The organism is Roseibacterium elongatum DSM 19469, from assembly GCF_000590925.1.
Classification (GTDB): domain Bacteria; phylum Pseudomonadota; class Alphaproteobacteria; order Rhodobacterales; family Rhodobacteraceae; genus Roseibacterium; species Roseibacterium elongatum.
Genome location: NZ_CP004372.1, coordinates 1,547,972 through 1,573,405 on the forward strand (window position 1 = coordinate 1,547,972; position 25,434 = coordinate 1,573,405).

General features: G+C 66.5%; 26 protein-coding genes, 1 tRNA gene and 1 pseudogene. 15 read left to right on the forward strand and 13 right to left on the reverse strand.

Going from position 1 to position 25,434, the window contains the following annotated elements; genetic code table 11:
• Positions 1 to 15 precede the first annotated feature (15 nt).
• The 9 genes from ROSELON_RS07470 to ROSELON_RS07510 all read left to right on the forward strand — a co-directional run bounded on the left by ROSELON_RS07470 (position 16) and on the right by ROSELON_RS07510 (position 8,931).
• The gene (locus tag ROSELON_RS07470) at positions 16 to 1,338 is read left to right on the forward strand and encodes a replication-associated recombination protein A (protein ID WP_025311795.1); all 1,323 of its coding nucleotides are present in this window, start codon (positions 16 to 18) and stop codon (positions 1,336 to 1,338) included.
• Between the two features lie 31 nt (positions 1,339 to 1,369).
• Positions 1,370 to 1,750, forward strand: a complete 381-nt coding sequence (gene crcB, locus ROSELON_RS07475) for a fluoride efflux transporter CrcB (protein WP_025311796.1) — start codon at positions 1,370 to 1,372, stop codon at positions 1,748 to 1,750.
• Positions 1,747 to 2,787 carry an RluA family pseudouridine synthase gene (locus ROSELON_RS07480; protein ID WP_025311797.1) on the forward strand — a complete coding sequence of 347 codons (1,041 nt, stop codon included), beginning with the start codon at positions 1,747 to 1,749 and terminating at the stop codon, positions 2,785 to 2,787. The genes crcB and ROSELON_RS07480 overlap by 4 nt, the downstream gene beginning before the upstream one ends.
• Positions 2,784 to 3,464 (forward strand): HAD-IA family hydrolase, encoded by a 681-nt coding sequence (locus ROSELON_RS07485; RefSeq protein WP_025311798.1) that lies wholly within the window; start codon positions 2,784 to 2,786, stop codon positions 3,462 to 3,464. Before ROSELON_RS07480 ends, ROSELON_RS07485 begins: the two co-directional genes overlap by 4 nt.
• Entirely contained in the window at positions 3,461 to 4,174 is a 714-nt protein-coding gene (locus ROSELON_RS07490; protein ID WP_025311799.1) for an ATP12 family chaperone protein, read from the forward strand. The genes ROSELON_RS07485 and ROSELON_RS07490 overlap by 4 nt, the downstream gene beginning before the upstream one ends.
• Positions 4,175 to 4,409: 235 nt before the next feature.
• Positions 4,410 to 5,426 carry an amino acid ABC transporter substrate-binding protein gene (locus ROSELON_RS07495; protein WP_025311800.1) on the forward strand — a complete coding sequence of 339 codons (1,017 nt, stop codon included), beginning with the start codon at positions 4,410 to 4,412 and terminating at the stop codon, positions 5,424 to 5,426.
• 151 nt (positions 5,427 to 5,577) lie between these two features.
• Positions 5,578 to 6,795, forward strand: a complete 1,218-nt coding sequence (locus ROSELON_RS07500) for an amino acid ABC transporter permease (RefSeq protein ID WP_025311801.1) — start codon at positions 5,578 to 5,580, stop codon at positions 6,793 to 6,795.
• Between the two features lies 1 nt (position 6,796).
• Complete coding sequence (locus ROSELON_RS07505; RefSeq protein ID WP_025311802.1) at positions 6,797 to 8,122, forward strand: amino acid ABC transporter permease; 1,326 nt, start codon at positions 6,797 to 6,799, stop codon at positions 8,120 to 8,122.
• Between the two features lie 14 nt (positions 8,123 to 8,136).
• Positions 8,137 to 8,931, forward strand: coding sequence for an amino acid ABC transporter ATP-binding protein (locus tag ROSELON_RS07510; protein WP_025311803.1), 795 nt, complete (start codon positions 8,137 to 8,139; stop codon positions 8,929 to 8,931).
• Between the two features lie 61 nt (positions 8,932 to 8,992).
• On the opposite strand, the gene ROSELON_RS07515 is transcribed toward ROSELON_RS07510, so the two are convergent.
• The 9 genes and pseudogenes from ROSELON_RS07515 to ttcA form a co-directional block, all read right to left on the reverse strand.
• Positions 8,993 to 10,123, reverse strand: a complete 1,131-nt coding sequence (locus ROSELON_RS07515; RefSeq protein ID WP_025311804.1) for a hypothetical protein — start codon at positions 10,121 to 10,123, stop codon at positions 8,993 to 8,995.
• A gap of 7 nt (positions 10,124 to 10,130) precedes the next feature.
• Positions 10,131 to 11,213: an aminotransferase class I/II-fold pyridoxal phosphate-dependent enzyme gene (locus tag ROSELON_RS07520; RefSeq protein ID WP_084613726.1), complete on the reverse strand. Its 1,083-nt coding sequence runs from the start codon at positions 11,211 to 11,213 to the stop codon at positions 10,131 to 10,133.
• Positions 11,214 to 11,410: 197 nt separating this feature from the next.
• On the reverse strand, positions 11,411 to 11,926 hold the full coding sequence (locus tag ROSELON_RS07525; protein ID WP_025311806.1) for a SixA phosphatase family protein: 516 nt from the start codon (positions 11,924 to 11,926) through the stop codon (positions 11,411 to 11,413).
• On the reverse strand, positions 11,923 to 12,576 hold the full coding sequence (locus tag ROSELON_RS07530) for a hypothetical protein (protein WP_025311807.1): 654 nt from the start codon (positions 12,574 to 12,576) through the stop codon (positions 11,923 to 11,925). Before ROSELON_RS07530 ends, ROSELON_RS07525 begins: the two co-directional genes overlap by 4 nt.
• 135 nt (positions 12,577 to 12,711) lie before the next feature.
• A complete protein-coding gene (argB, locus tag ROSELON_RS07535; RefSeq protein WP_025311808.1) occupies positions 12,712 to 13,572 on the reverse strand; it encodes an acetylglutamate kinase in 861 nt (286 codons plus the stop codon).
• Between the two features lie 59 nt (positions 13,573 to 13,631).
• Positions 13,632 to 14,288: a ribosome biogenesis GTP-binding protein YihA/YsxC gene (gene yihA, locus ROSELON_RS07540; RefSeq protein WP_025311809.1), complete on the reverse strand. Its 657-nt coding sequence runs from the start codon at positions 14,286 to 14,288 to the stop codon at positions 13,632 to 13,634.
• Positions 14,285 to 15,022, reverse strand: a complete 738-nt coding sequence (locus ROSELON_RS07545; protein ID WP_025311810.1) for an MOSC domain-containing protein — start codon at positions 15,020 to 15,022, stop codon at positions 14,285 to 14,287. Before ROSELON_RS07545 ends, yihA begins: the two co-directional genes overlap by 4 nt.
• Positions 15,022 to 16,854, reverse strand: a complete 1,833-nt coding sequence (gene yidC, locus ROSELON_RS07550; protein WP_025311811.1) for a membrane protein insertase YidC — start codon at positions 16,852 to 16,854, stop codon at positions 15,022 to 15,024. Before yidC ends, ROSELON_RS07545 begins: the two co-directional genes overlap by 1 nt.
• 124 nt (positions 16,855 to 16,978) lie before the next feature.
• Positions 16,979 to 17,869 (reverse strand): annotated as a pseudogene (gene ttcA / locus ROSELON_RS07555) (tRNA 2-thiocytidine(32) synthetase TtcA).
• Positions 17,870 to 17,975: 106 nt separating this feature from the next.
• Between ttcA and ROSELON_RS07560 the strand changes: the two are divergent.
• Complete coding sequence (locus ROSELON_RS07560; protein ID WP_025311812.1) at positions 17,976 to 18,923, forward strand: alpha/beta hydrolase; 948 nt, start codon at positions 17,976 to 17,978, stop codon at positions 18,921 to 18,923.
• Positions 18,924 to 18,927: 4 nt separating this feature from the next.
• Here the strand turns inward: ROSELON_RS07560 and yidD are convergent, their stop codons facing one another.
• The 4 genes from yidD to ROSELON_RS07580 all read right to left on the reverse strand — a co-directional run bounded on the left by yidD (position 18,928) and on the right by ROSELON_RS07580 (position 20,324).
• On the reverse strand, positions 18,928 to 19,149 hold the full coding sequence (yidD, locus tag ROSELON_RS07565) for a membrane protein insertion efficiency factor YidD (RefSeq protein WP_025311813.1): 222 nt from the start codon (positions 19,147 to 19,149) through the stop codon (positions 18,928 to 18,930).
• A complete protein-coding gene (gene rnpA / locus ROSELON_RS07570; RefSeq protein ID WP_025311814.1) occupies positions 19,146 to 19,541 on the reverse strand; it encodes a ribonuclease P protein component in 396 nt (131 codons plus the stop codon). Before rnpA ends, yidD begins: the two co-directional genes overlap by 4 nt.
• 23 nt (positions 19,542 to 19,564) lie before the next feature.
• The gene (rpmH, locus tag ROSELON_RS07575; protein ID WP_025311815.1) at positions 19,565 to 19,702 is read right to left on the reverse strand and encodes a 50S ribosomal protein L34; all 138 of its coding nucleotides are present in this window, start codon (positions 19,700 to 19,702) and stop codon (positions 19,565 to 19,567) included.
• A gap of 136 nt (positions 19,703 to 19,838) precedes the next feature.
• Complete coding sequence (locus ROSELON_RS07580; protein WP_025311816.1) at positions 19,839 to 20,324, reverse strand: DUF523 domain-containing protein; 486 nt, start codon at positions 20,322 to 20,324, stop codon at positions 19,839 to 19,841.
• 183 nt (positions 20,325 to 20,507) lie between these two features.
• Between ROSELON_RS07580 and ROSELON_RS07585 the strand changes: the two genes are divergently transcribed.
• The 5 genes from ROSELON_RS07585 to ROSELON_RS07605 all read left to right on the forward strand — a co-directional run bounded on the left by ROSELON_RS07585 (position 20,508) and on the right by ROSELON_RS07605 (position 25,427).
• Positions 20,508 to 21,245, forward strand: coding sequence for a TVP38/TMEM64 family protein (locus ROSELON_RS07585; protein ID WP_038650296.1), 738 nt, complete (start codon positions 20,508 to 20,510; stop codon positions 21,243 to 21,245).
• A gap of 1 nt (position 21,246) precedes the next feature.
• On the forward strand, positions 21,247 to 22,665 hold the full coding sequence (locus ROSELON_RS07590) for a dihydrolipoyl dehydrogenase family protein (RefSeq protein ID WP_025311818.1): 1,419 nt from the start codon (positions 21,247 to 21,249) through the stop codon (positions 22,663 to 22,665).
• Positions 22,666 to 22,699: 34 nt separating this feature from the next.
• Positions 22,700 to 24,091, forward strand: a complete 1,392-nt coding sequence (locus tag ROSELON_RS07595; protein ID WP_025311819.1) for a sensor histidine kinase — start codon at positions 22,700 to 22,702, stop codon at positions 24,089 to 24,091.
• 72 nt (positions 24,092 to 24,163) lie between these two features.
• Positions 24,164 to 24,240, forward strand: a tRNA-Arg gene (locus tag ROSELON_RS07600).
• Between the two features lie 350 nt (positions 24,241 to 24,590).
• Positions 24,591 to 25,427 carry a cobalamin B12-binding domain-containing protein gene (locus ROSELON_RS07605; protein ID WP_025311820.1) on the forward strand — a complete coding sequence of 279 codons (837 nt, stop codon included), beginning with the start codon at positions 24,591 to 24,593 and terminating at the stop codon, positions 25,425 to 25,427.
• The last annotated feature ends 7 nt before the right edge of the window (positions 25,428 to 25,434 follow it).

Here is a 25,434-nt window from a genome sequence, read left to right on the forward strand (position 1 = left end):
TACGCTCGCCCGGTCATGCCCGACCTGTTCGACACCGCCCCCGCGGCGACGACCGCGGACACCGCCAGGGGCCCCAGGCCCCTGGCCGACCGCCTGCGCCCGCGCGCCCTGTCCGAGGTCATCGGGCAGGACCACCTGCTTGGCCCCGAGGGCAGCCTGCGCGTCATGCTCGATGCGGGCAGCCTGCCCTCGCTGATCTTCTGGGGGCCGCCCGGCGTGGGCAAGACCACCATCGCGCGCCTGCTGGCCGATGAAACGGACCTGCATTTCGTCCAGATCAGTGCGATCTTCACCGGCGTGCCGGAACTGCGCAAAGTGTTCGAGGCCGCGCGCCATCGCCATGCGAACGGGCAGGGGACGCTGCTCTTCGTGGACGAGATCCACCGCTTCAACAAGGCGCAACAGGACGGCTTCCTGCCGCATATGGAGGATGGGACCATCCTGTTGGTGGGTGCCACCACCGAAAACCCGTCGTTCGAGTTGAACGCCGCCGTCCTGTCGCGCGCGCAGGTGCTGGTCTTGAACCTGCTGGACGAGGGGGCGCTGGACCAGTTGCTGGAACGGGCCGAGCTGGAATTGGGCAAGACCCTGCCGCTGACGCCCGAGGCGCGCCATGCCCTGCGGGACATGGCCGATGGCGATGGGCGTGCGCTGCTCAACCTTGTAGAGCAGGTCGCGGCGTGGGAGACGGGCGCACCGCTGGATACCTCGGCGCTGGCGCATCGCCTGCAACGCCGTGCCGCGCAATACGACAAATCGGGCGAGGCGCATTACAACCTGATCTCGGCCTTGCACAAATCGGTGCGCGGGTCAGACCCGGACGCGGCGCTGTATTGGCTGGCGCGGATGCTGGAGGGCGGCGAAGACCCGCGTTTCCTCGCGCGGCGCATCACCCGCATGTCGGTCGAGGATATCGGGCTGGCCGACCCGCAGGCGCAGCGCCAATGCCTCGATGCCTGGGAAACCTTTGAACGGCTCGGCTCCCCCGAGGGGGAATTGGCGCTGGCGCAGGCGGTGATCTACCTCGCCCTCGCGCCGAAATCGAACGCGGCCTACACCGCCTACAAGGATTCGCGCGCCTCGGCGAAATCAACCGGCTCCCTGCCGCCGCCCAAACACATCATGAACGCGCCCACCAAGATGATGAAAGAGCAGGGCTATGGCGCGGGCTATGCCTATGACCACGATGCCGAAGACGGGTTTTCGGGGCAGAACTATTTCCCCGAACGCATGGGGCGCGCGCATTTCTACCACCCGGTCGAGCGCGGCTTCGAGCGTGACCTGAAAAAGCGCCTCGACTGGTTCGAAGGCCTGCGCAAGAAGCGCCAGCGCGGTTGACAAGCGCCCCGCGCGCGCCCATCCCCGGCGCATGTTTTCGACCGTTCTCCAAGTCGCCCTTGGCGGGGCCATCGGCGCCAGCCTGCGCTACCTGACCGGTGTCGGTCTGGTGCGGGCCTTTGGCCATCTGGCCTTTCCGCTGGGCGTCATCACGGTCAATGTCCTCGGTTCCTTCGCCATGGGCCTGTTCATCGGCATGGCCGCGCAGCGCGGGCTGACCCACCTGTCGCCCTTCGTGGCGACGGGCATCCTGGGTGGCTTCACCACCTTCTCGGCCTTCTCGCTCGAGGCGGTCACGCTGTATGAACGGGGCGCGTTGGGCCTTGCCGCGGCCTATGTGCTGGCCAATGTCGTCCTGTCCATTACGGCGCTGTTTGTCGGCCTCGCCCTGTCTCGGAGTTTCGCAGCATGAGTGGCGTTCAAACCATCACCGTGGCCGAGGGTGAGGGCGATCAACGCCTCGACCGCTGGCTGAAACGGCGTTTCCCGCAGATCACCCAAGGTCGCATCGAAAAGGGCTGCCGCAAGGGCGAGATCCGTGTCGATGGCGGGCGGGTCAAGGCCTCGACCCGCGTCGAGACCGGCCAAGCGGTGCGCGTGCCGCCGCTGCCCGAGGCCGAGGCCCCCGCGCCGGTGCGCGAAACCGTGCCCGAGGCGGACGCCAAGCTGATCCGCGCCTGCGTGATCTACCGCGACGACCATATCATCGCGCTGAACAAGCCGCCGGGCCTGCCCACCCAGGGCGGCAGCAAGCAGACGCGCCACGTGGACGGCATGGCCGAGGCGCTGAAATTCGGGCTCAACGACAAGCCGCGCCTCGTGCACCGGCTCGACAAGGACACCTCGGGCATCCTGCTGTTGGCGCGCACGCGTGAAGGGGCCAAGGCTCTGACCGCCGCCTTTCGCGCCCGCGAGACGCGCAAGATCTACTGGGCCGCGGTTGCCGGCGTGCCGATCCCGCGCATGGGCACGATCCGCTACGGGCTGGTCAAGGCACCGGGTCACGGCAAGGGGGGCGAGGGCGAAAAGATGCTCTGCATCCATCCCGCCGAGGTCGACAGCACCCCCGATGCCAAGCGCGCCGTGACCGATTACGCCGTGCTGTCGGGCCTTGGCGGGCGCGTCAGCTGGTGCGCGCTGGTGCCGGTGACCGGCCGTACCCACCAGTTGCGCGCGCATATGGCCGAGATGGGGCATCCCATTATCGGCGATGGCAAATACGGCGGCTCGGGGCAGGAGAACCTTGGCGATGGCTGGGGGGCGCAACTGGGCGGAGAGATCAGCCGCAAGCTGCACCTGCATGCGCGGTCCCTCACGCTAACCCACCCCATGACCGGCGCGCATCTGCACCTGACCGCGCCCTTGCCCGATCACATGGCCCGCACCTGGGACACGCTGGGCTGGCATGCCAATGACGTGCCGACCGACCCGTTCGAGGATCTCGAATGACCGACCTGCGTCTGGTGATCTTCGACGTGGATGGCACGCTGGTGGACAGTCAGGCGCATATCCTGGCGGCCATGGCGCAGGCCTTTGCCGCCAACGGCCTGTCGACCCCGCCGCGGGCCGAGATTCTGCAGATCGTCGGCCTGTCCCTGCCTGTCGCCATGGCGCGGCTGGCGCCCGACCGCCCCGACCTGACCGCGCCCCTCGTCGAGGCCTACAAAGGGGCGTTTGCCGCCCTGCGCGTGGCCGATGACGACGCGGCGCTTTCCCCTTTGTTTCCCGGCGCGCGCGACCAGTTGACCGGCCTCGCGGCGCAGGATTTCACCCTGCTGGGCGTGGCGACGGGCAAATCCCGGCGCGGCCTGACGCATCTGTTCGAGATGCATGACATCGCGCCGCTGTTCCACACGGTGCAGGTCGCCGATGACCACCCGTCAAAACCCCATCCCGCGATGATCGCGGCCTGCCTGCTCGAGACCGGGGTCGCCGCCGATCATGCCGTGATCCTTGGCGATACGACCTATGACATCCAGATGGGCCGCGCGGCGGGCATTCACGCGCTGGGCGTCGCGTGGGGCTATCACCGGCCCGAGGCGCTGATGGCCGCCGGCGCCTGCGCCGTGCTCGACCGGTTCGACGACTTGCCGGGCGCGCTCGAAAAGGTATTTCAACGACCATGACCGAATGGAAAGCCAAGCGATTCTGGAAACAGGCCACCGTCACCCGCGACGCGGACGGATGGCAGGTCTTGCTCGATGGGCGCCCCGTCCGCACCCCGGCCAAGGCCGCGATGATCCTGCCCTCCGAAGACATGGCGCAGGCGATCGCGCTCGAATGGGATGCCCAGCAAGACGAGATCGCCCCCCTGACCATGCCGGTCACCCGCTCGGCCAACGCCGCGATCGACCGCGTGGCCACCCAGCACGCCGAAGTGGCCGAGATGCTGGCCGCCTACGGAGAAACCGACCTTCTGTGCCACCGCGCCGATCACCCCGATGAACTGGTGGCGCGCCAGACGGCCGATTGGGACCCCTTGCTCGATTGGGCCGCCGACAGGCTTGGCGCGCGCCTTTTTCCGACCGCCGGGGTCCTGCCTGTGGCCCAGCCCCGCGACAGCCTCGACCGTCTGGGGCAGGTCATCGCCGAAACCGGGCCCTTTCGCCTGACGGCGCTGCACGATCTGGTGACGCTGTCGGGGTCGGCGGTGCTTGGGCTGGCGGTGGCCTATGGCCGCCTGCCCCCCGACGACGCGTGGCGGCTGAGCCGAATCGATGAAGACTGGCAGATCGAACAATGGGGCCGTGACGAAGAAGCCGACGCCATGGCCGCCCACAAGGCGGGCCAGTTTTCCCATGCCGCGTGGTTCTGGCATCTCGCATCCGGCGAGTGACGCCCGACTGGCCATCCCAAAGGCGTGATTGCACAATTACGCATCAAGTGCTTAACGCGCGGGCGCAGCTTGGCGGCGGTCGGACCGATTTCCTCCCTGTTTCCCTTGACCTGTCGGCGCTTCTTTGCCCATTTTACGGGCAGTGAGGGGGGTGAAAGACTCTCACGGACCACTGCAACGCCCGAGGGGCGCATAAAAACGGCCCCCAAGGGTTGTCCATCAGGAAGAGGTAAAAATGAAGAAATCCGTATTTCTCGGCACGATCGCCGTCGCCGGCCTGACCGCCGGTCTCGCTTCGGCGTCGACGCTGGAAGAGGTGCAGGAGCGCGGCTCGCTCAACTGTGGCGTGACCACCGGCCTGACCGGCTTTGCCGCGCCCGACGCCAACGGCGAATGGCAGGGCTTTGACGTTTCCGTCTGCCGCGCCGTTGCTGCTGCTGTGCTTGGCGATCCGATGGCTGTCGAATTCGTGCCGACCACCGGCCAGACCCGCTTTACCGCGCTGGCCTCGGGCGAGATCGACATGCTGGCCCGCAACACCACCTGGACCTTCTCGCGCGATGTCGATCTGTCCTTCGAATTCACCGGCGTGAACTACTACGACGGTCAGGGCTTCATGGTTCCGCGTGACCTCGGCGTGTCGTCGGCCATGGAACTCGACGGCGCGACCGTCTGCATCCAGACCGGCACCACGACCGAACTGAACCTCGCCGACTTCTTCGCGTCGAACAACATGAGCTACGAGCCCGTGCCGATCGAAACGAATGCCGAGGCTCAGCAGCAGTACCTTGCCGGTGCCTGCGACGTGTACACCACCGACGCCTCCGGTCTGGCCGCAACGCGCGCCACCTTCGAGGATCCCGCGGCGCATGTCGTTCTGCCCGAGATCGTCTCGAAAGAGCCGCTCGGCCCGCTCGTTCGCCACGGCGACAACGAATGGGGCGACATCGTCCGCTGGACGCTGAACGGCCTGATCTCGGCAGAAGAGCTGGGCATCACCTCGGCCAACGTCATGGAACTGGCCGCCGGCACCGAGAACCCCGAGATCAACCGCATGCTCGGCACCGAGGGTGAACTGGGCGCGATGCTCGGCCTCGAAAGCGACTGGCTAGTCAACGTGATCTCGTCGGTGGGCAACTACGGCGAAATCTTCGAGGGCAACATCGGCGAAAACACCCCGATCGGTCTGGCGCGTGGTCTGAACGCCCAGTGGACCGATGGCGGCCTGCTCTACTCGCCCCCGTTCCGCTAAGATCTACCCAAAGGAAGGGCGCGGCATGACCGCGCCCTTCCGCCTCGGCGGCACGTGACGCCGCATCCAAGCTGAAATTCGGATCGACATGGACGAACTGGCGTAACGCGGTTGTCTTGCGGGATCCCTTTATCCAAATCCGGGGGCAGACATGGCGACCATATCGGACCCACCTTCCGACTCCTTCCGACTCAGCCAGCTGATATACGACACCCGATATCGGTCGATGACCATCCAGGTGGTCGCCTTCATCCTGATCATGTCGGGGCTCGTCTGGCTGGCCAACAACACCGTTCAGAACCTGTCCGCGCTGGGCAAGGATTTCGATTTCGGGTTTCTCTTCAACCGCGCCGGCTATGACATCAACCAGCGCCTGATCGAGTATTCCAACGACTCGACTCATGGCCGCGCCGCGATCGTCGGTATTCTCAACACCCTTCTGGTGGCCTTCCTCGGCTGTATCATGGCCACGATCCTGGGCGTGTTCGCCGGGGTGCTGCGCCTGTCCAAGAACTGGATCGTGGCGCGCCTGATGTCCGTCTATGTCGAGGGGTTCCGCAACATTCCGCTGCTTCTGTGGATCATCGTCATCTTCGCCGTGATGACCGAATCCACACCGCAGCCCCGCGATTTCCGAGGTCCCGACGCCGAAGCGTCGATGATCCTGTTCGACTCGGTCGCGGTCACCAACCGCGGCATCTTCATTCCGGCGCCTGTCTGGGGGCCCAACTCGGGTATCCTGATCGCCGTCTTCCTGCTGTCGCTGGTCGCGATCTGGGCCTTCCGGCGCTATGCCCGCAAGCGGCAAGAGGCCACCGGGGACATCCTGCCGGTGTTCTGGGTGTCGATGGCGTTGTTCTTCGTGCCCGCGGTGCTGTTCTATTTCATCCTCGGTCGCCCCGTGTCGCTGAACTATCCCGAACTGGGCGGGTTCAACTTCACCGGCGGCATCCAGCTGCGAAACTCGCTGATCGCGCTGTGGTTCGCGCTGTCGCTCTATACCGGGGCCTTCATCGCTGAGATCGTGCGCGCCGGCATCCTGTCGGTGTCGCGCGGCCAGACCGAGGCCTCCTATGCCCTTGGCCTGCGCCCGAACCGCACGATGAACCTGGTGATCCTGCCCCAGGCCCTACGCGTGATCATCCCGCCGCTGATCTCGCAATATCTGAATCTGACCAAGAACTCGTCGCTGGCCATCGCCGTGGGCTACATGGATGTGCGATCCACCCTTGGGGGGATCACCATCAACCAGACCGGGCGCGAGCTCGAGGGCATGTTGCTTCTGGGCCTGTTCTATCTGGCCACGTCCCTGATCATCTCGGGCCTGATGAACATCTACAACAACTCCGTCAAACTGAAGGAGCGGTGACATGAGCGATACGCACGCAGAAAGCGCCCTTGCCACCGCCTTCGTCCGCCGCGAGATGCTGCCGGAAAAGGACCCGCCCGTCGCCGAGAAGGGCGTGATCAAGTGGCTGCGCGAGAACCTGTTTTCCTCGGTTGCGAACACGATCCTGACGCTGGTCTCGATCTACGTCATCTACTGGTTGCTCAGCCATGTGCTTGGCTGGATGGTCAACGGAATCTGGGATGCCGGCAGCCTGTCGGAATGCCGCGAGATCCGCGACGCCCGCTATGGCGAAGGTGTCGAGGTGGCCTGCTGGGCCGTACTGACCGATCGCTGGGACCAGTTGATGTTCGGCTTCTACCCGTCCGAACTGTACTGGCGTCCGGTTCTGGCGCTGGTCCTGTTCCTCGGGGCCATCGCCCCGGTGCTTTATGACGGTCTGCCACGCAAGCTTCTCGCATTCACCGCCATGTCCCCGTTCGTCCTGTACTGGCTGCTCTGGGGCGGCACCATCTGGGGGCCGCTGGCCGTTGCGGTCGGCTTTGTGGTCGGCTGGGTCGCCTTCAGGTTCCTGACGCCGATCATTGGCAACCTGGGTGGGACGATCGCGGCCATCGTGGTGCCGATCCTGTACTGGTTCTTCGCCGCCGGTCCTCTGGCCGGGGCCTTGGGCGCCATTGCGCCCATCGGGATCGAGTTCGTGCCCTCGGACGATTTCGGCGGCTTCATGCTGGCCTTCGTGATCGGCATCGCGGGCATCATCCTGTCGCTGCCGCTGGGGATCGTTCTGGCCCTCGGGCGCCAGTCGGACCTGTTCATCATCAACAAGTTCTCGGTGATCTTCATCGAGGTGATCCGCGGCGTGCCGCTGATCGTCTGGCTGTTCACCGCGTCGCTGCTGCTCAACTACTTCCTGCCGCCGGGCTCGAATTTCGACCTGATGCTGCGCGTGATCATCATGGTGACGCTTTTCGCCTCGGCCTATATCGCCGAGGTGGTGCGTGGGGGCCTCGCCGCCCTGCCACGCGGTCAGTACGAGGGGGCCGACAGCCTCGGCCTCGATTACTGGCAGTCGATGCGCCTCATCATCCTGCCGCAGGCGCTCAAGATCTCGATCCCCGGCATCGTCTCGACCTTCATCGGCCTGTTCAAGGACACGACGCTGGTGGTCTTCATCGGCCTGCTGGATCCGATCGGCTTCTCCAACGCGATCCGGGCCTCGACCGACTGGAACGGTGTCTACTGGGAGCTCTTCATCTTCATCGGGCTCTGCTTCTTCATCGCGTGCTATTCGATGAGCCGCTATTCGCAATATCTCGAGCGCAAATTGCGCACCGATCACCGCTGAGGGGGGTCTGACACATGACCGACGCAACCGCACAAGCCCGCGATATCGATCGCTCGCAGATGACCGTCTCGGACGAGGTCGCCATCGAGATCCGCAACATGAACAAGTGGTATGGCACCTTTCACGTGCTGCGCGACATCGACCTGACGGTGAACCGGGGCGAACGCATCGTGATCTGCGGCCCCTCGGGGTCGGGCAAATCCACGCTGATCCGGTGCATCAACGCGCTGGAAGAGCATCAGCAGGGCCGGATCACCGTCGATGGCACGCTTCTGTCCAACGACCTCAAGAACATCGACAAGATCCGCTCCGAGGTCGGGATGGTGTTCCAGCACTTCAACCTGTTCCCGCATCTGACGATCATGGAAAACTGCACGCTGGCCCCGATCTGGGTGCGCAAGACGCCCAAGAGAGAGGCCGAGGAAGTGGCGATGCATTTCCTGGAAAAGGTGAAGATCCCCGAACAGGCCGACAAATACCCCGGCCAGCTCTCGGGCGGTCAGCAGCAACGTGTCGCCATCGCGCGCAGCCTGTGCATGAAGCCGCGCATCATGCTCTTCGACGAGCCGACCTCGGCGCTGGACCCCGAGATGATCAAGGAGGTGCTCGACACCATGATCCAGCTCGCCGAGGAAGGCATGACCATGCTCTGCGTGACGCATGAGATGGGCTTTGCCCGGCAGGTGGCCAACCGGGTGATCTTCATGGATGCGGGCCAGATCGTCGAACAGAACGAGCCCGAAGAGTTTTTCAACAATCCGCAAAGCGACCGGACAAAGCTGTTCCTCAGCCAGATCCTCGGGCACTGACGCCCGTCGCGCACCCGACATCGGGGTCAGGGGCCGGCGCCCGGATGCGCCGGCCCTTTTTCTATGTCGCCACCAGCGCGTCGCGCAGCGTCTCGGCCGCCTCGGCCGAGACGCCCCGGCCGTCCGGCCCGCGGGCCGAGACCGTCAGGTGCATCTCGCCGCGATAACTGACGCCGGTCAGGGCCAGCGGCGGATGCCCCATCGCCGGGGCCAGCGCCATGACCGAGCGGATCGGCGCCCCGCCGACCTCGAGCCACCCCGCATGCCCCGGAATGATCGTCAGCACCTGGCCGGGGGCCGAGAACTCGGCATCGACCGCGCGGCGCAGCCAGCGGGCCGGCAGCACGCCGCCAAGACCCAGCTTCAGGCGATACAGCGCCTCGGGCGGGGGCGGCACGATGCGCAGGCCCCGGATGTCGCCGGCGCTTTCGCTCACGCGCATCCGGACCATGCGCGCATCATTGCGCAGCGCCCCCTGCGCGCTGTGACGGCTGGCAAAGCGGGCGATGGACACCGACGCGCGCTGGCGCGGCGGCAGGACACCGAAGAGCTCTTGCCGTTCCAGCACGACGGCCCCGGCGCGGATCAAGGCCCCGATCCGTCCCGACGCGCCCCCGGACGGCAGGCGCAGCCGCAGCGTGGCGGGCGGCACCGCATCGATGCGCGGATCGACCGTGCGGGACAGGTCCTCGAATGTGGTCACCGGCAGGGCCATGTTCAGGCCGTCAGGTGCAGACCCGTGCCGCCAAGCCCCAAGCAAGGCGCGCGCCAGCCGCGTGCCATCCCCGATCGCGTGATCGAGATGCAGCGCAAGGCCCGACACCGCCCGGTCTGACGGCCCATCGGGATTGACCACCACCGCCTGCCAGCCGGGCCGGTCGCCGGGCAGCGCCTGCCGCCGCAGCGTATCCAGCAGTGTTGCGGCCCCCTCAGGCCCGATCAGCCCCGGCGCGCGCAGCACTTTCAGATGCGCCGCCGGATCCAGCGCCTGTTCGGGCCCCCATTGCGGCAATGGGCCATCCTGAACCACGCGGCGCAACCGGTCGTCCGACCGCGCCAGCGCCATCACCCCCGCCAGCGCCCGCGCGGCGTCGATGGCGCCCTGTGTCTGCGCGAAGACGGTGATCAGGTTCGGCCCGCTGCGCCACAGGATGCGTTCCGAGGGGGTCAGCGCGGCGCCGGTCTGCACCATCGGCCGGTCACTGCGCCGCTGTGGCCTGCGACTCGCCCATATGGGCGGCCAGCGCGCCGATCACGGCGTCGATATCGGCCATCCGGTGATGCCGCGTCAGGGAAAGGCGCACTCCGGTGTCGCGATGCGGCACGGCGGGATGGCCCACCGTGCTGACAAAGAACCCGGCCTGTTGCAGGGCCATCCCGGCGCGAATGGTCTGCGTGGTGTCGCCGATCCTGATGTAGCGCATCGGCGTTTCGGCCTCCGACATCACGGTCAGCCCCGCGCGCGCCGCCTGGCGGTTGAAATGCCGGATGCGCGCCATCAACTCCGATTGCAGGCCGGCCAGGTCGCGCGACAGATGCAGCGCGGCCGAGGCCCCGATCGCCCCCAGCATGGGCGGTTGCACCGGGCCGGAAAACATCAACGCCGCCCCCTGGTAGCGCACGCGCTGCGCCTGCGCGTCGTCGGCCAGCGCCAGGGCCCCGCCCGCGCAGGCAAAGCACTTGTTCAGGGACAAGGCCACGATCACACGGGGATGGTCGGGCCAACGCTCCAGCGCCGCACCGCGCCCGTGGCGGCCCATCCATCCGGTGGCATGGGCGTCGTCAACATACAGATGCAGGCCCGAAAACCGCGCCAGCAGATCGTCGAGCGCGTCGAACGGGGCCATGTCGCCGAACATCGAATAGATTCCGTCGATCAATAGCCAGACCCGCGTGCCGTCCGGGGCCTGCGACAGCTTGCGTTCGATGGCCGCGACATCGTTATGCGGGACCGTCTGCACACGCGCCCCCCGCGCCGACAGGATCTCGGTCGTGATCTGCACCGAGGCGTGGCTCTGGCGGTCGACCAGCACCAGATCGTCGCGATCCACCAGAACCGGCAGCACCGCCTGATGGGCAAGCGATGTCGACGGCGCAAGCAGGGTGGGGCGCCCGGTGATCCGGCGTAGCGCGTCCTCGACCTCGGCATAGGGCGGCGCGGCGACAAAGGCCCGCGAGGCCGAGAATTGCGTCCCGTAACGTTCGGTCGCGGCGATGGCCCCCGCCTTCAGCCGCGGGTCCGTCTCGAGCCCAAGGTAACTGCACGAAGCGAAATTGATCAGATCGCGCCCCCCAGCCGGATCGAGCGGCCGTTCAGGGCCTCATCCTCGGCGGTCTGGTGCAGCAAACCCATATCCTCCGCGGTCTTGATGATCGCGACGAGGGTGTTCGTCATATATCGATGTCCCCTGTATCCCCTGTCCCCACCGTCGCAACACTCAGGCATCTTTCGGCCTGTTCGGTCAACCGGCCCGGTCAATCAGCCGCGCCCGGGCAGGTCGCGCGGCGTCACAAAGGCCACGACTTCTCCGCGTCCGGGCGCGGTGTCGCGCCAGTCCTTTCCCCGGAACCGCAGAACCAGGGTCGCCCCGGTGGGGTAAAGGCCGAATTTCGGATGCTGCGGCGGGCTGTCGCACAGCGACCAGGCAAGGCTTCCGATGCCGGGATTATGCGCCACGATCGCAAGGGTTCCGACCCCTTCGACGCTGCGGATCGCCGTCAGCAAATCCGCGGGCGCCGCGTTATAGAGCCCATGGCTGAGGATCGGGGCCGGCGCATCCGTCAGTTCCCGCGCGATCCGGTCCCAGGTGTCCTGCGTGCGGCGGGCGCTCGAGACCATCGCCATATCGGGATGATACCCGCCTTCTGCCAACCAATGGCCGATACGCGGCGCGCTTCTGCGGCCACGGTCGTTCAGCGGGCGCTCGTGATCGGCCAGGCCGGCATCGCCCCAGTCGGATTTCGCGTGACGGATCAGGATCAGGGTTCGGCTCATGGGTGGAACGATCGCATGTGATAGGCGGATTGGGCAGGGTCGCGGCCTAGCCGTGGCTGACCGGGCAGGCCCGCCGCGCGGCGCACGCCCCCGCGCATGCAGTCGGCCCCGGCGTCGGTGTCGAGAAAGGCGTGGCAGGTGGCCGTGTCATAGCCCTCGGCCGACAGGGCTGCGACGGGACAGGCCCGCGCACAAGGCTGCGGACAGGTGGCGCAGGGCGGCGCGGCGGGCGCTGGCGGCAGATCGACGTGAAACGGCAGGCTCAGCGCCCCGCGATAGGACAGCATCAGACCGGCCCCGTCATGCACCAGCAGGGCAACCGGGCTGCGCCATGTCCGCCCCGAGCGATAGGCCCAGGCCACGAAGGGCTGCCAAGGCGGCCCGTCCAGCGGCATCAGCGCGCGGCCCCCCAGCGCGTCGGCCAGTTCGGTGATCACGCGGCGCGACCAGCGATCCACCGGGTCCGCGCCGGTGTCGTGGAACTCGGGCGCGGCCGTGACATGCGCCCAGAACCCCGGCTCGCGCGGGCCCAGCAGGAGCAGCGTCGCGCATCCCTCGGGCGCGCCATCCCCCGCGACGGGGTGAAAGGCGCCGCAAACCTCCAGGTGCTGCGCCGCGGCCCGAGTCGCGATATCCGAATAGCTGGTCATGGTCGGACGGTAGGGCAGCCGCGGCCATCTGGCGAGAGGCGATGCGCGGCGCCAGCGCCATGGCGCGTCCGACAGGATGTATGCACGGGGTGTGTACAGGATGTGTACAGGCTGTGACCCGCCGCCCAGGGCCCGCTACGCGCGGATCATCGACCCCGCGCCATGCTCGGTGAACAGTTCCAGCAGCACGGCATTCGGCACCCGCCCATCCACGATGGTGCAGGCGCGCACGCCGTTGCGCACGGCGGCAAGCGCGGTTTCCGTCTTGGGGATCATGCCGCCCGCGATGGTGCCGCCGCGCGTCATCTGCTCGACCTCGGCCGCGCTCAGGGCCGTCACCACCTCGCCCGCCTCGTTCTTCACGCCAGCGACATTCGTCAACAAAAGCAGGCGGTCGGCATTCAGCGCCGCCGCGATGGCACCCGCCGCCGTGTCGCCGTTGATGTTGAATGTTTCCCCGTTCCGGCCCGCCCCGAGGGGCGCGATCACCGGGATCATGCCGTCGCCGAACAGGTTGGTCAGAACCTGCGGGTTCACCGTGTTCGGCTCGCCCACGAAGCCCAGCCTGGGGTCGGCCGGATCGCAGGTGATCAGCCCCGCATCCTTGCCCGACAGGCCCACCGCCTTGCCGCCCTGCGCGTTGATCGCCTGCACGATCCGCTTGTTCACAAGGCCCGACAGCACCATCTCGACCACTTCGACGGTCTGCTGGTCGGTGACGCGCTTGCCGCCCACAAACTCGGACGTGACCCCGAGCCTGGCCAGCATTTCGTTGATCATAGGGCCGCCCCCATGCACGACGACGGGGTTCACCCGCACCTGGCGCAGCAACACGATGTCGCGCGCGAAACTGGCCATCGCCGCGTCGTCGCCCATGGCGTTGCCGCCGAACTTGATGACCACGGTCGCATCGTCATAGCGTTGGAGGTAGGGCAGTGCCTCGGACAGGGTCCGGGCGGTGGCGAGGTAATCGCGGGTCATGTCCTGGGTCTTCATGGCTGCACCGAAAAGCGTTGCCCCTCAATAGGCGCGGGCGCACCGATTGTGAAGGTCGCTCAGGCCAGACCGGCGATGATGGCGCGCAGCGTGGTGATGCCCTGACCTTTTTCCGACGAGGTCTGCACGATCTCGGGGAAGGCGGCGGGGTGTTTCGACAGCTTTTCGCGCACCTGCCGCAAAACCCGGTCGCGGTCCTTCTCCTTGACCTTGTCGGCCTTGGTCAGAACGACCTGGAACGTCACCGCCGAGGTGTCGAGCAACGCCATGATCTCTTCGTCCACGGGTTTGATCCCGTGGCGCATGTCCACCAGCACGAAGGCCCGGCGCAGCGTGGCGCGCCCCGAGAGATACGCCTTGAGCAGCGCCTGCCAACGGCGCACCACATCCACGGGGGCCTCGGCATAGCCATAGCCGGGCAGATCGACGAGGTAATGGCCATCCCCCAGCGTGAAATAGTTGATTTCCTGCGTCCGCCCCGGTGTGTTCGAAGCACGGGCCAGCGCCTTGCGGCCGGTCAGGGCATTGATCAGGGTCGATTTGCCCACGTTCGACCGCCCGGCAAAGCAGACCTCGGCGCGATCATCGGGTGGCAGCCCGTCCATCGCCACGACACCTTTCAGAAACTCGGCCCCGCCTGCGAACAGTTTGCGTGCGGCCTCTGCGGTGGCGGCGTCGGGGTCTTCGGCCAGGGGAAAGGGCAGGGGTGTGCTCATGCCCAAGTCGCCGCGTCGCCAAGGGCGATCTCACCGCCTGTTTGCACCGTGGCGTAGACGCCGAACTCGGTATGACCCCAGCCCTCTTCCAGCGCTTGCAGGGTAGGGGCGTCGCGGCGGCCGGTGTCGGGGTTGGCCTCGGTCGCGCGGCAGCGGCCGATGGCTTCAACGATCTCCATCCGCGCGTGGCCGATGGCCAGCGTCTTGCCGATCAGGTCGAACTCTTCCCATGGCGCAAGACCGTCGAGCCACAGGTTGCCGCGGAACCGCCGCGGGTCGAGCGGTTGGCCGACCTTTTGCGACAGTGCGCGCAGCGAGGACAGGTTGAGCACCGAGACCGACGCGAAGGGCGCGTCCGACATCCCCTCGGGCGGGCTTTGCACCAGCGCGGCGGGGGGGCGGCGATCGGCGGGGTAGATCGGGCGCAGCCAGTCGAACAGCGCCGTGGCCCCCTCGGGCGGGGTGACCGACAGATCGGGACGGTCGGGGTGGGACAGATGGATCGTGTCGCCCGCGACCCGCGCGGTCACGGCCATCAGCGATGGGCCTTTGGCGCCACGCAGAAAGTTGCGGCAGGACCGCCAGCCGGGGCCCGCCTCGCCCCCATCCTCAAGCACCGCCCAGGCGCGATCGAGCGGCAGGGGGCGGCCCGGCGTCAGGCCGACCCGCTCCAGCGGTTCGGCCCCGATGCCCTTGATCGGGTGCCGCCAGATATGGGCCAGCCGGGCCTGCATCAGCTGTCGGATTTCTTGCGTTTGAAGCTGCTGCGGATGTTGCCGAACACGTCGGGCTTGTACCCTTGGCTGCGCATGATCGTGTATTGCTGGATGAAGGTGATCGTGTTGTTCGCGATCCAGTAAACCAGCAGGCCGCTGGCAAAGCTGCCCAGCATGAACATGAACACCCAGGGCAGCCAGGCAAAGATCGCGGCCTGCGTCGGATCGGTCGGCTGCGGGTTCAGTTTCTGCTGCAGCCACATCGAGACCCCCAGCAGCAGCGGCAGGATGCCGATGAAGATCAGCGCCATGATCGTGCCCGGTTCCGGGGCGGCGTAGGGCAGCAGGCCATAGAGGTTGAAGATCGACGAGGGATCGGGCGCGCTGAGGTCGTTGAGCCAGCCAAAGAACGGCGCGTGGCGCAACTCGAGCGTGACGAAGATCACCTTGTAGAGCGAAAAGAAGATCGGGATCTGCAACAGGATCGGCAGACAGCCCGAGGCGGGGTTCACCTTGTTCTTCTTGTAAAGCTCCATCATCCCGCGCTGCAGCGCTTCCCGGTCGTCGCCGGCGCGTTCCTTGAGTTTCTCCATCTCCGGCTGCAGCTCGCGCATCTTGGCCATCGAGACGTAGGATTTGTAGGCCAGCGGGAAGAGCACGGCCTTGACGATCAGGGTCAGCGCGATGATGGCCAGACCCATGTTGCCGATCAGCAGGTTCAGGTTGTGCAGCAGCCAGAACATCGGCTTGGTCAGGAAGTAGAACCATCCCCAGTCGATCGAATCCACAAAGCGATCAACGCCGCCTTCGTTCTGGTATTCGCGGATGGTCTCCCATTCCTTGGCGCCGGCAAACAGCTGGGTCGTCATCTCGGCGGTTTGGCCGGGCGCGACCGACATCGCGGGCATGCGCGCCTCGGTCTGGTAGATATCGGCGCCGGCGACGTATTTCGTGACCGAGGTAAAGGCCTGGCCCGCGCCGGGGATGAGCGTGGTCATCCAGTACTTGTCGGTAAAGCCGATCCAGCCGTTTTCCAGGACATCGACCACCTCGGCCGGGGTGCCTTCGCGGGCGATCATGTCGAGGTCGGGCAGATCGTCATAGGCCAATTCGTCAAGCTGGCCGTCCACCTTGCGCACCACGCCTTCGTGCAGGATGAAGAAGTTCTGCAGATCCTCGGGCAGGCCATGGCGCGCCACGATGCCGTAGGGGGCAAGGCGCGCCTCTGCCTCGCCGGTGTTCTCGACCGACTGGGTGACGGTGAACATGAAGTCGTCGTCGATTTCGATCACCCGGCGAAAGATCAGGCCATCGCCGTTTTCCCAACGCAGGACAACCGGGCTGTCGGGGGTGAGCGCGTCGCCCTCCTCCACGGTCCAGGGGGTTTCCGCGCCCGGCACCTGATCGAAGCCGAGGTCGCCACCCGGGGCCCAGCCATAAAGCGCATAATAAGGCTCGGCCGTGCCGACCGGCGACAGCAGGCGCACGATCTCCGAGTCGGGGTCGAGCGTTTCGTCGTAATTGCGCAAGGACAGGTCGTCGATCCGCCCGCCAAGCAGCGAAATCGTGCCTTCGACAGCGGGTGTCTCGATGACGAGGCGCGCAGCCTCTTCCAGCGCGACCTCGGTCATCTCGGCGGGGTCCATCGCGGCGGACGGATCGGCGATATCGTCCGCCGCGGGCGGCGCGACGGCCATGTCGGCACTGCCCGGATCGGCGCCGACCTGTTCCGAGATCGGGGTCGCGTTCGGATCCTCGACCGGTTCCGGCGGCGGGAAAAGAACGAACCAGACCAGGATGACCAGCATGCTCAGGCCGGTGGCCAGAATGAGGTTGCGGTTGTCTTCCATGATTGGTTGGACCCCTTGCTTTCAAGTCACGTGGGTTCAACAGAAGGGGGGTGCAAAGGTCAAGAGGGGTTTTCCGCGCGGGGGCCTTTGTTGACAGGTGCAAAGACGCGCGCGAAACCGTCCGCTAACCCCCGTCAGGGCCCGTGTCGGACCGCGACAGCCTGGCGAAATCGAACAGGCCCGCATCCAGCAGATGCGAGGGCCGCGCGCTCATCAGGGCCGAAAACATCTTGCCCCGCCGGCCGGGGGCCTTTTCCTCCCACCCGTCGAGCATGCGCTTGATTGCCTGGCGTTGCAGGCCGTCCTGACTGCCGCACAGGTCGCAGGGAATGATCGGGTACCCCATGGCCCGCGCGAAACGGTCGCAATCGGCCTCGGCCACATGGGCCAGGGGGCGCAGAACGAACAGGTCGCCCTCGTCATTGAGCAGCTTGGGCGGCATCGTGGCCAGTTTGCCGCCGTGAAAGAGGTTCAGGAAAAAGGTTTCCAGAATGTCGTCGCGGTGATGGCCCAGAACCACCGCGCTACAGCCTTCCTCGCGCGCGATGCGGTAAAGGTTGCCGCGCCGCAGACGCGAGCAGAGCGCGCAATAGGTCCGGCCCTGGGGCACCTTGTCCATCACGATGGAATAGGTGTCGGCGTATTCGATGCGATGGGGCACGCCCATGTTCGTCAGGAACTCGGGCAGGACGGTGGCGGGAAACCCCGGCTGCCCCTGGTCGAGATTGCACGCCAACAGGTCCACCGGCAAAAGGCCGCGCCATTGCAATTCCGTCAGGGCGGCCAGCAGGGTGTAGCTGTCCTTGCCGCCCGATAGGCACACCAGCCATTTCTAGCGCGGGGCATCCGGCGCACGCCGTTCGATCATGCCGTAACGCTCGATCGCCTCGCGCGTGTCCTTGATGATGCGCTTGCGCAGTTTCTTGAACTCGGTCGTTTTCGGCGCGCCGTGAAACAGCGGGTGAATATCGTCCCCCGCCTCGTCGGTCTGTGGTTGGTTTTCGCGGTCCAGCATGGGCGCCCGTCTATCCCCTGCGCGATCTTCTGCCTAGGGGAAAACCATCATTTCGCCGCGACGCCAGCCTCGCGCATACTGGATGGAACGAAGGGAGGGTTGCTCCATGGATTACGTGTTCTCCGTCCGCTCCATCCGGCAGGGGGCCTTCATCGCCGAACCGGGGGCGAGCCATTTCCTGGCGGTCCCTGCACATGAACCGGCCCCGACGCCCACCCATGTCATCCGCAAATCCGCCTGGGTCGACGCGGTGTTCGAGGCCGCCCGCCATGGCCCGCAGAATGACGGGCCGCGCGGCGATATCCTGTTCTACATCCACGGCTTCAACACCGCGCAAGAGGTGATGCTGGCCCGCCACCGCAGGATCCGCGCGCATCTGGAGGGGATGGGTTTCGAGGGCGTCGTCGTCAGCTTTGACTGGCCGGCGGCAAACATGGCGCTGAATTACCTGGAGGATCGGCTGGACGCCAAGATGTCGGCCTTTCGGCTGGTCACCGAAGGCATCGCCAGTTTCGCGCGGCTGCAACGACCCGACTGTTTCGTGAACCTGCACCTGATCGCGCATTCGACCGGCGCCTATGTGGTGCGCGAGGCCTTTGACGATGCCGATGATCGCCCCGGCGTCGCGGCCCACAGCTGGTCGGTCAGCCAGGTGATGCTGATCTCGGCGGATGTGTCGGCGGCCTCGCTGGCGGCGGACAGTTCGAAATCCTCGTCGCTCTACCGCCACTGCGTGCGGCTGACGAATTACCACAACCCGTTCGACAACGTCCTGTCGCTGTCCGACATCAAGCGCATCGGCGTGGCCCCGCGCGCGGGTCGCATCGGCATCATCGACGAGCCGCCGCAAAAGGCGATCGACATCAATTGCGGGCCCTATTTCGACGCGAATCGCCAGGATTTCGCGCATCTCGACTACCCGGCGCATACCTGGTGGTTCGAGGACGCGCATTTCATGGAGGATGTTCTGCACACGATCCGGGGCGCGGTGGACCGGCGCGAGATCCCGACGCGTCTGGCCTCGGACGGGGGTACGTGGCTACGTTTCGGCTGACCGCTCAGTCCGGCACGTTGTCGATGCCGCATCCGCCCCACGGGTTGCAACGCAGGATGCGGCGCGCGGCCAGCCAGCCGCCCTTGATCGCGCCGTGTTTTTCCAAGGCTTCCATGGCATAGGCCGAACAGGTCGGGTGATAGCGGCAGGAATGGCCGACCCAGGGGCTGAACACCGCGCGGTAAAAGCGGACGGGGAGCGAGACGATATAGGCCAGCGGGGTCATCGGTGCAGTTTCCTCAACGCGCGGCGCAGGTCGTCCTGCATGGCGACGAAATCGCGCGTGGCGGTCTCGTCCTTGCGCCCGATCAGAACATAGTCCCAACCGGGTTGTCCCTCCAGCGGCAGAACCGCGCGGGCGACCTCGCGCAGTCGACGCTTGGCGCGGTTTCGCGCGACGGCATTGCCGACCTTCTTGGAACAGGTGAAGCCCACGCGGATCTGTGTCTGGGATGGCTCGTCGGGCGCGCGCTGGCGGGCTTGCAGCAGAAAGGCTGGGCAGGGGGCGCGGCCGGCGCGGGCGGCGCGCAGGAAATCCGGCCGCTTGGTCAGCGTCGCAACAGAAAACGCCCCCGGCGACGCATCGGTCGGCAGGGGCGTATCCTCAGCGGGTGCCATGGCACCAGAGCCGCGTTGCGCGATCAGGCGCTCAGCGACTTGCGGCCGCGGGCGCGGCGCGCGTTCAGGATCTTGCGGCCGGCCTTGGTGGCCATGCGCGCGCGGAACCCGTGGCGGCGCTTGCGAACCAGGTTCGAAGGCTGGAAGGTGCGTTTCGACATCGTCTCTCTCCGCGTCTTGCGTCTCGGGCCATGCCGGGGCGCGCGGAAGCGCGTCTCTCGATACGGCGGGAATCCATGATGAAGCGCGCTGATACGGACTCTGCGGTCACATGTCAACAAAGCCGGCGCGCGAAATTCAGCTTTCCAGCGCGGCGGCAAGCTGCGCGATCTGCGCGGGCGCGAAAACCGCGACCCCGGCGCGGATCAGCGCCTCGGCCACGACACCCCGGCCCGGTTGTCGCAGCCCGTCGAAGCGGCCCGAATAGACAAAGCCCGACCCGCAGGACGGGCTGCCATCGATCAGCAAGGCGTGCCGACAGCCATGATGCCGGGCCAGGGCAACCGTTTGCGCGGCGCCGTCCACAAAGGCGGCGGTGACATCGGCGCCGTCCCTTGTCCGGATCGCCCCGTGACCGTCCAGAACCGCCGCCGCATCGTCACCCGGCGCAATCTCGGATGCCGGGCGGGGTGTGAGCAGCCCGGCCGCGACCTCGGGGCAGATCGGGATCAGCCGGCCCTCGGCCTGCCAACGCGCCAGAAGCGGGGCCTGCAATGGCTTGGCGCGGCCATCGTAGCGCACGGGTCGGCCCAACAGGCAGGCGCTGACCAGGATGGGCTGCATCGGGCGGGGCCTTTCGCGCGTAACACTCCGGCCACGAGTGTTACGGAAAACCATGCGGTCCGTCACGGTTTACCCACCATGCGTCACGCGCCATCACTCGGGCGTGAGGGGGCTGTCACCGGCGACCGATGGGGCGCATGTAGAAGGCATCGCACTGGTCAAGACTGGGGAAAGGTGATTGCAATGGACCGAACCGTGACGGACGACACACGCAAATCCCCCCTTGGGCGGCTGGTGCTGCTGGCGCTGATCGCGGTGGTCGCGGGGCTGGGCTGGTATTTCCTGCGCGATACGCTGACTTTCGAGGCGCTGGCCGAAAATCGCGAGCGGCTGATCGCCTTTCGCGATGGCAACTACGCGGCCACGGCGCTGGTGTTCATCGCGATCTACGTGGCGATCGTGGCCTTTTCGCTGCCCGGCGCCACCATCGCCACGCTGACGGGCGGGTTCCTGTTCGCGACCTTTCCCGGCGCGCTGTTCAACGTGATCGCCGCCACCCTTGGGGCGACGGCCATCTTCCTCGCCGCGCGCTGGGGGCTGGGCGAAAAACTGGCCGCGCGCATGGACGCGTCCGAGGGTACGGTTCGGCGGATCAAGGCGGGCATCGACGAGAATCAGTGGTCGATGCTGTTCCTGATCCGACTGGTGCCGGCCGTCCCGTTCTTTGTCGCCAATATCGTGCCGGCGCTTGTCAACGTGCCGCTGTCGCGATTCGCGATCTCGACCTTCCTCGGGATCATCCCCGGCGCGGTTGTCTATACATCCGTGGGCGCGGGCCTGTCCGAGGTCTTCGCCCGTGGCGAGACGCCCGACCTTGGCATCATCTTCGAGCCGCAGATCCTGCTGCCGCTGCTGGGCTTGGCGGCGCTGGCTCTGCTTCCGATCATTCTGCGCGTTTTCCGCGGCAAGAAAGGCCTTTGACATGACCGACCGGATCGAGACCGATATCTGCATCATCGGCGCGGGCTCTGGCGGGCTGTCGGTGGCGGCTGGCGCGGTGCAGATGGGCGCGCGCGTGGTGCTGATCGAAGGGCACGAGATGGGCGGAGACTGCCTGAATTTCGGCTGCGTGCCGTCCAAGGCGCTGCTTGCGGCCGGCCACAAGGCGCATCACACCGCGCAGACGGCGTTCGGCGTGGCGGGCCATGACCCCAAGCCCGATTTTGCGGCGGCCAAGGACCATGTGCGCGCGGCGATCGACACCATCGCCCCGGTGGACAGCCAGGAGCGGTTCGAGGGCCTTGGCGTGAAGGTCATCCGCCAGATGGCACGGTTCATCTCGGAAACCGAGGTGCAGGCGGGCGACACGGTGGTCACGGCGCGCCGCTTTGTGATCGCCACCGGCTCGCGCCCGCTGGTGCCGCCGATCCCCGGCCTGGAGACGGTGCCGCATTACACCAACGAGACGGTTTTCGACCTGCGCGAACGTCCGCGACACCTGCTGATCATCGGTGGCGGCCCCATCGGCATGGAGATGGCGCAGGCGCATCGGCGGCTGGGCTGCGAGGTGACCGTGCTGGAGGGCGACAAGGCCCTCGGAAAAGATGACCCCGAAGCGGCCGAGATCGTTCTGGCGACGCTGCGCGCCGAGGGGATCGAGATCGTCGAAGGCGCGCAGGTCGCCCGCGTGTCGGGCCGCGAGGGCGAGATCACGCTGGAAACCGAGGAGGGGCGCAGTTTCTCCGGCTCGCACCTGTTGGTAGCGGTCGGGCGGCAGGCGAATGTCGACACGCTCGATCTGGAAAAGGCCGGCGTGGCTTTAAACGCACGCGGGGTAAAGGTCGATGACCGCCTGCGCGCGTCCAACAAGCGGGTCTATGCCGTGGGTGATGTGGCGGGGGGCATGCAGTTCACCCACGTTGCGGGGTATCACGGCGGGCTGGTCATCCGCCCGTTGCTGTTCGGCCTGCCCGCCAAGGCCAAGACGGCGCATATCCCCTGGGCGACCTACACCGACCCGGAACTGGCGCAGGTCGGCCTGACCGAGGCGCAGGCGCGCAAGGCACATGGTGACAACCTGTTCGTGGCGCGGGCCGAGTTTGCCCATAACGACCGAGCCATCGCGTCGGGGCAGACCAAAGGTTTCGCCAAGGTCATGGTCGTCAAGGGCAAGCCGGTAGGCGCCACCATCGTCGGCGCGGGCGCGGGCGATCTGATCCAGACCTGGGCGCTGGCCATCGCGAATGGCATGAAAATGTCGGCCATCGCCGGCATGGTCGCGCCCTATCCCACGATGGGAGAGATTAACAAACGCGCCGCGGGGGCCTATTTCTCTCCAAAGCTGTTCGAGAACCCTTGGGTCAAACGGGTGGTGCGCCTGATCCAGCGCGTCGTTCCCTGACGGCCCCGGGCACCGTCAAGGAGTACCGCGCGGCGTGGCCAATTCGCTATCAGGGCGCTTTCTGATCCTGACCATCATCTTCGTGATGCTGGCCGAGATCTTCATTTTCGTGCCCTCCATCGCGCGCTTCCGCGAGGATTACCTGCTGGCCCGTCTCGAACGGGCGCAGATCGCCTCGCTGGCGCTGTTGGCGACCGATGGCATGATCGACGATGCGCTCGAGGCGGAGTTGCTTGAAAACGCGGGGGTGCTGAATGTCGTCTTGCGCCGCGACGAGGCGCGGCAGCTGATCCTGGCGTCGAACGACATCCAGCCCGTGTCCTACTCGTTCGATCTGCGCTCGCCCACGGGTGTGGAGCTTGTGCGCGATGCGTTGCGGCGCCTTCTCCGCCAGCAGGACGAGACCATCCGTGTGATCGGCGAGCCGGTGCGAGAGGCGGGCCTGCTGATCGAGGTGACGATGCGCACCGCGCCGCTGAGGGCCGAGATGCTGGACTACGGCCTGCGTATCCTGGTGCTGTCGGCGATGATCTCGATCTTTACCGCGGCCTTGCTGTTCATCGCGGTGCAGCGGCTGCTGGTGGTGCCGATCAAGCGGCTGGTCTTTGCGATGACCAGCTATGCCGATGCCCCAGAAGACGCGTCGCGCATCCTCGAGCCGCGCGCCTCGGTGCGCGAGTTGAGAGAAGCGGAATCGACGCTGCAAACCTTGCAGACGCAACTGACCGCGTCCTTGCGTCAGCGCGAGCGCCTGGCCCAGCTGGGCGAGGCCGTGGCGAAGATCAGCCACGATCTGCGCAATATCCTGACCACCGCCACGCTGATGGCCGACCGCCTCGACACCTCGACCGACCCCGCGGTGCAGCGCACCACGCCCAAGCTGGTGGCCTCGTTGACGCGGGCGGTCAACCTGACCGAGGCGACGCTGGCCTTTGGCCGGGCCGAGGAGCCGCCCCCCAAGCTGGAGCGTTTTGCCCTGTCCGATCTGGCCGAAGACGTGATCGAGAACGAACGCCTGACCGATGCCGACGCCTTGATCAGCTATGGTTGCGACGTGCCAAACGGCATGATCCTGCGGGCCGATCCCGAACAATTGCACCGCGTCCTGTCCAACCTCGTGCGCAATGCGCGTCAGGCCATCGCCGCGCACGGCGTTCCCGGTGAGATCAGCATTCAGGGCCGCGAGACCGAAGATGGATGGTGCATCCGCGTTGCCGATACCGGGCCGGGCTTGCCGAAAAAGGCGCGCGACCACCTGTTCAAGCCCTTCCACGGCGGGGCGCGCAAGGGCGGATCGGGGCTGGGCCTGGCCATCGCGGCCGAGATCGTCCGCGGCCATGGCGGGCGGCTCGAGCTTGTGGAAACCGGCCCCGACGGGACGGTCTTTTCGCTGTTCCTGCCCTCCGGGGTCGCGTCCCTTCCGTAACGGAACGATTGTGGCGACAGCGCGAATTCCCGCTTGCAACCCCCGGCGCAGGGGGGTAAACGCCGCCCCTACGCACCGGTAGCTCAGCTGGATAGAGTACTTGACTACGAATCAAGGGGTCGGGGGTTCGAATCCTCCCCGGTGCGCCACTTCTCTCAAATACTGAAATTTTGGGCAGGCGTCGCATGTGTAGGCGGCGGCAGGGCAGGATTTCGCCATCCGCGCCTTCGGGCCGGGTACAGGCCACGCGCCTTGCACGCCCGTGTCGATTGATTCGCAGGGGTGCGGCGGGCGGCCCGGACGACCCGAGCGCTATTGTTTTCAATTGACAATTTCCGCCCTGCGCGTGGCGCCTGTCATTTATCTTGGACATGTCGAAAAAAACCGGGCTGTCAATCTTGATTGACACACGCGCTGATATAGGCTCGGGTCGGACTCACCCCATACGGCCGCTCCTGTCAGGAGGAGTCGGCGAAGATTAATCAGACGGATCACGACCGTGACGCTTCATTCGAATGACCGTTTCGCCCCCCCGGATGCACCGGGCCCGGTGACCCAAGGCCCGCAGGAACGCTGCCAGCTATCCAACGATGCCGTGGCGGCCTTGGTGGAAAAAGCCATGAACCGTTTATGCTCCGAACGTCGCAGTGCCGATATCTCGGACGCCGCGCGTGGCGTTCTGGGGTCGCCGGTAGCGGCGGCGCTGGCCTGCGCGCTGTGCGACATCGATGACGAGTCGGCGGAATTGATCGTCGCCGACATGATCGCCGCCGGGGTGTCGGTCGAAGAGGTCTGCATCGATCATCTGGCCGCCGCCGCCCGTCATCTGGGCGACCTGTGGGAAAGCGACCGGCTGCCGTTCATGGATGTCACCCTGGCCACGGCGCGCATCCAGCAGATCATGCGAAAGATGCCTGCGCCGCGCAAGACAACGTCTGCCCCCGCCACCGCGGCGTCTGGCGCAGCGGTGTTCTGCGCTGTTCCGGGCGAGCAGCATACCCTGGGCGTGATCATGGCCGCCGACCTGTTCCGCAGAAACGGATGGGATGTCGGCCTGATCCTCGGGCAGGAGCATGACGAGGTCGTGGCCCGCCTTGCCCGTGACGATCGGCCGGTGATCGGCCTGTCCTGTTCGGGCGCGCATTCACGGCCCGCGCTTGTCCGCGTGATCCACGCGGTACGCGAGGTCCGTCCGACGGCCCACCTGGTCCTGTCGGGGCGCATCCTTTCGGATCCGCACCTGATGGAGGGGTTGCCGCCGGTCGATGCCTGTATCGGCTCGATCGAGCAGGCCAAGGCGGAAATTGCGCGGTTCGCCAGCCTCGAAACCGCCTGACCGGATC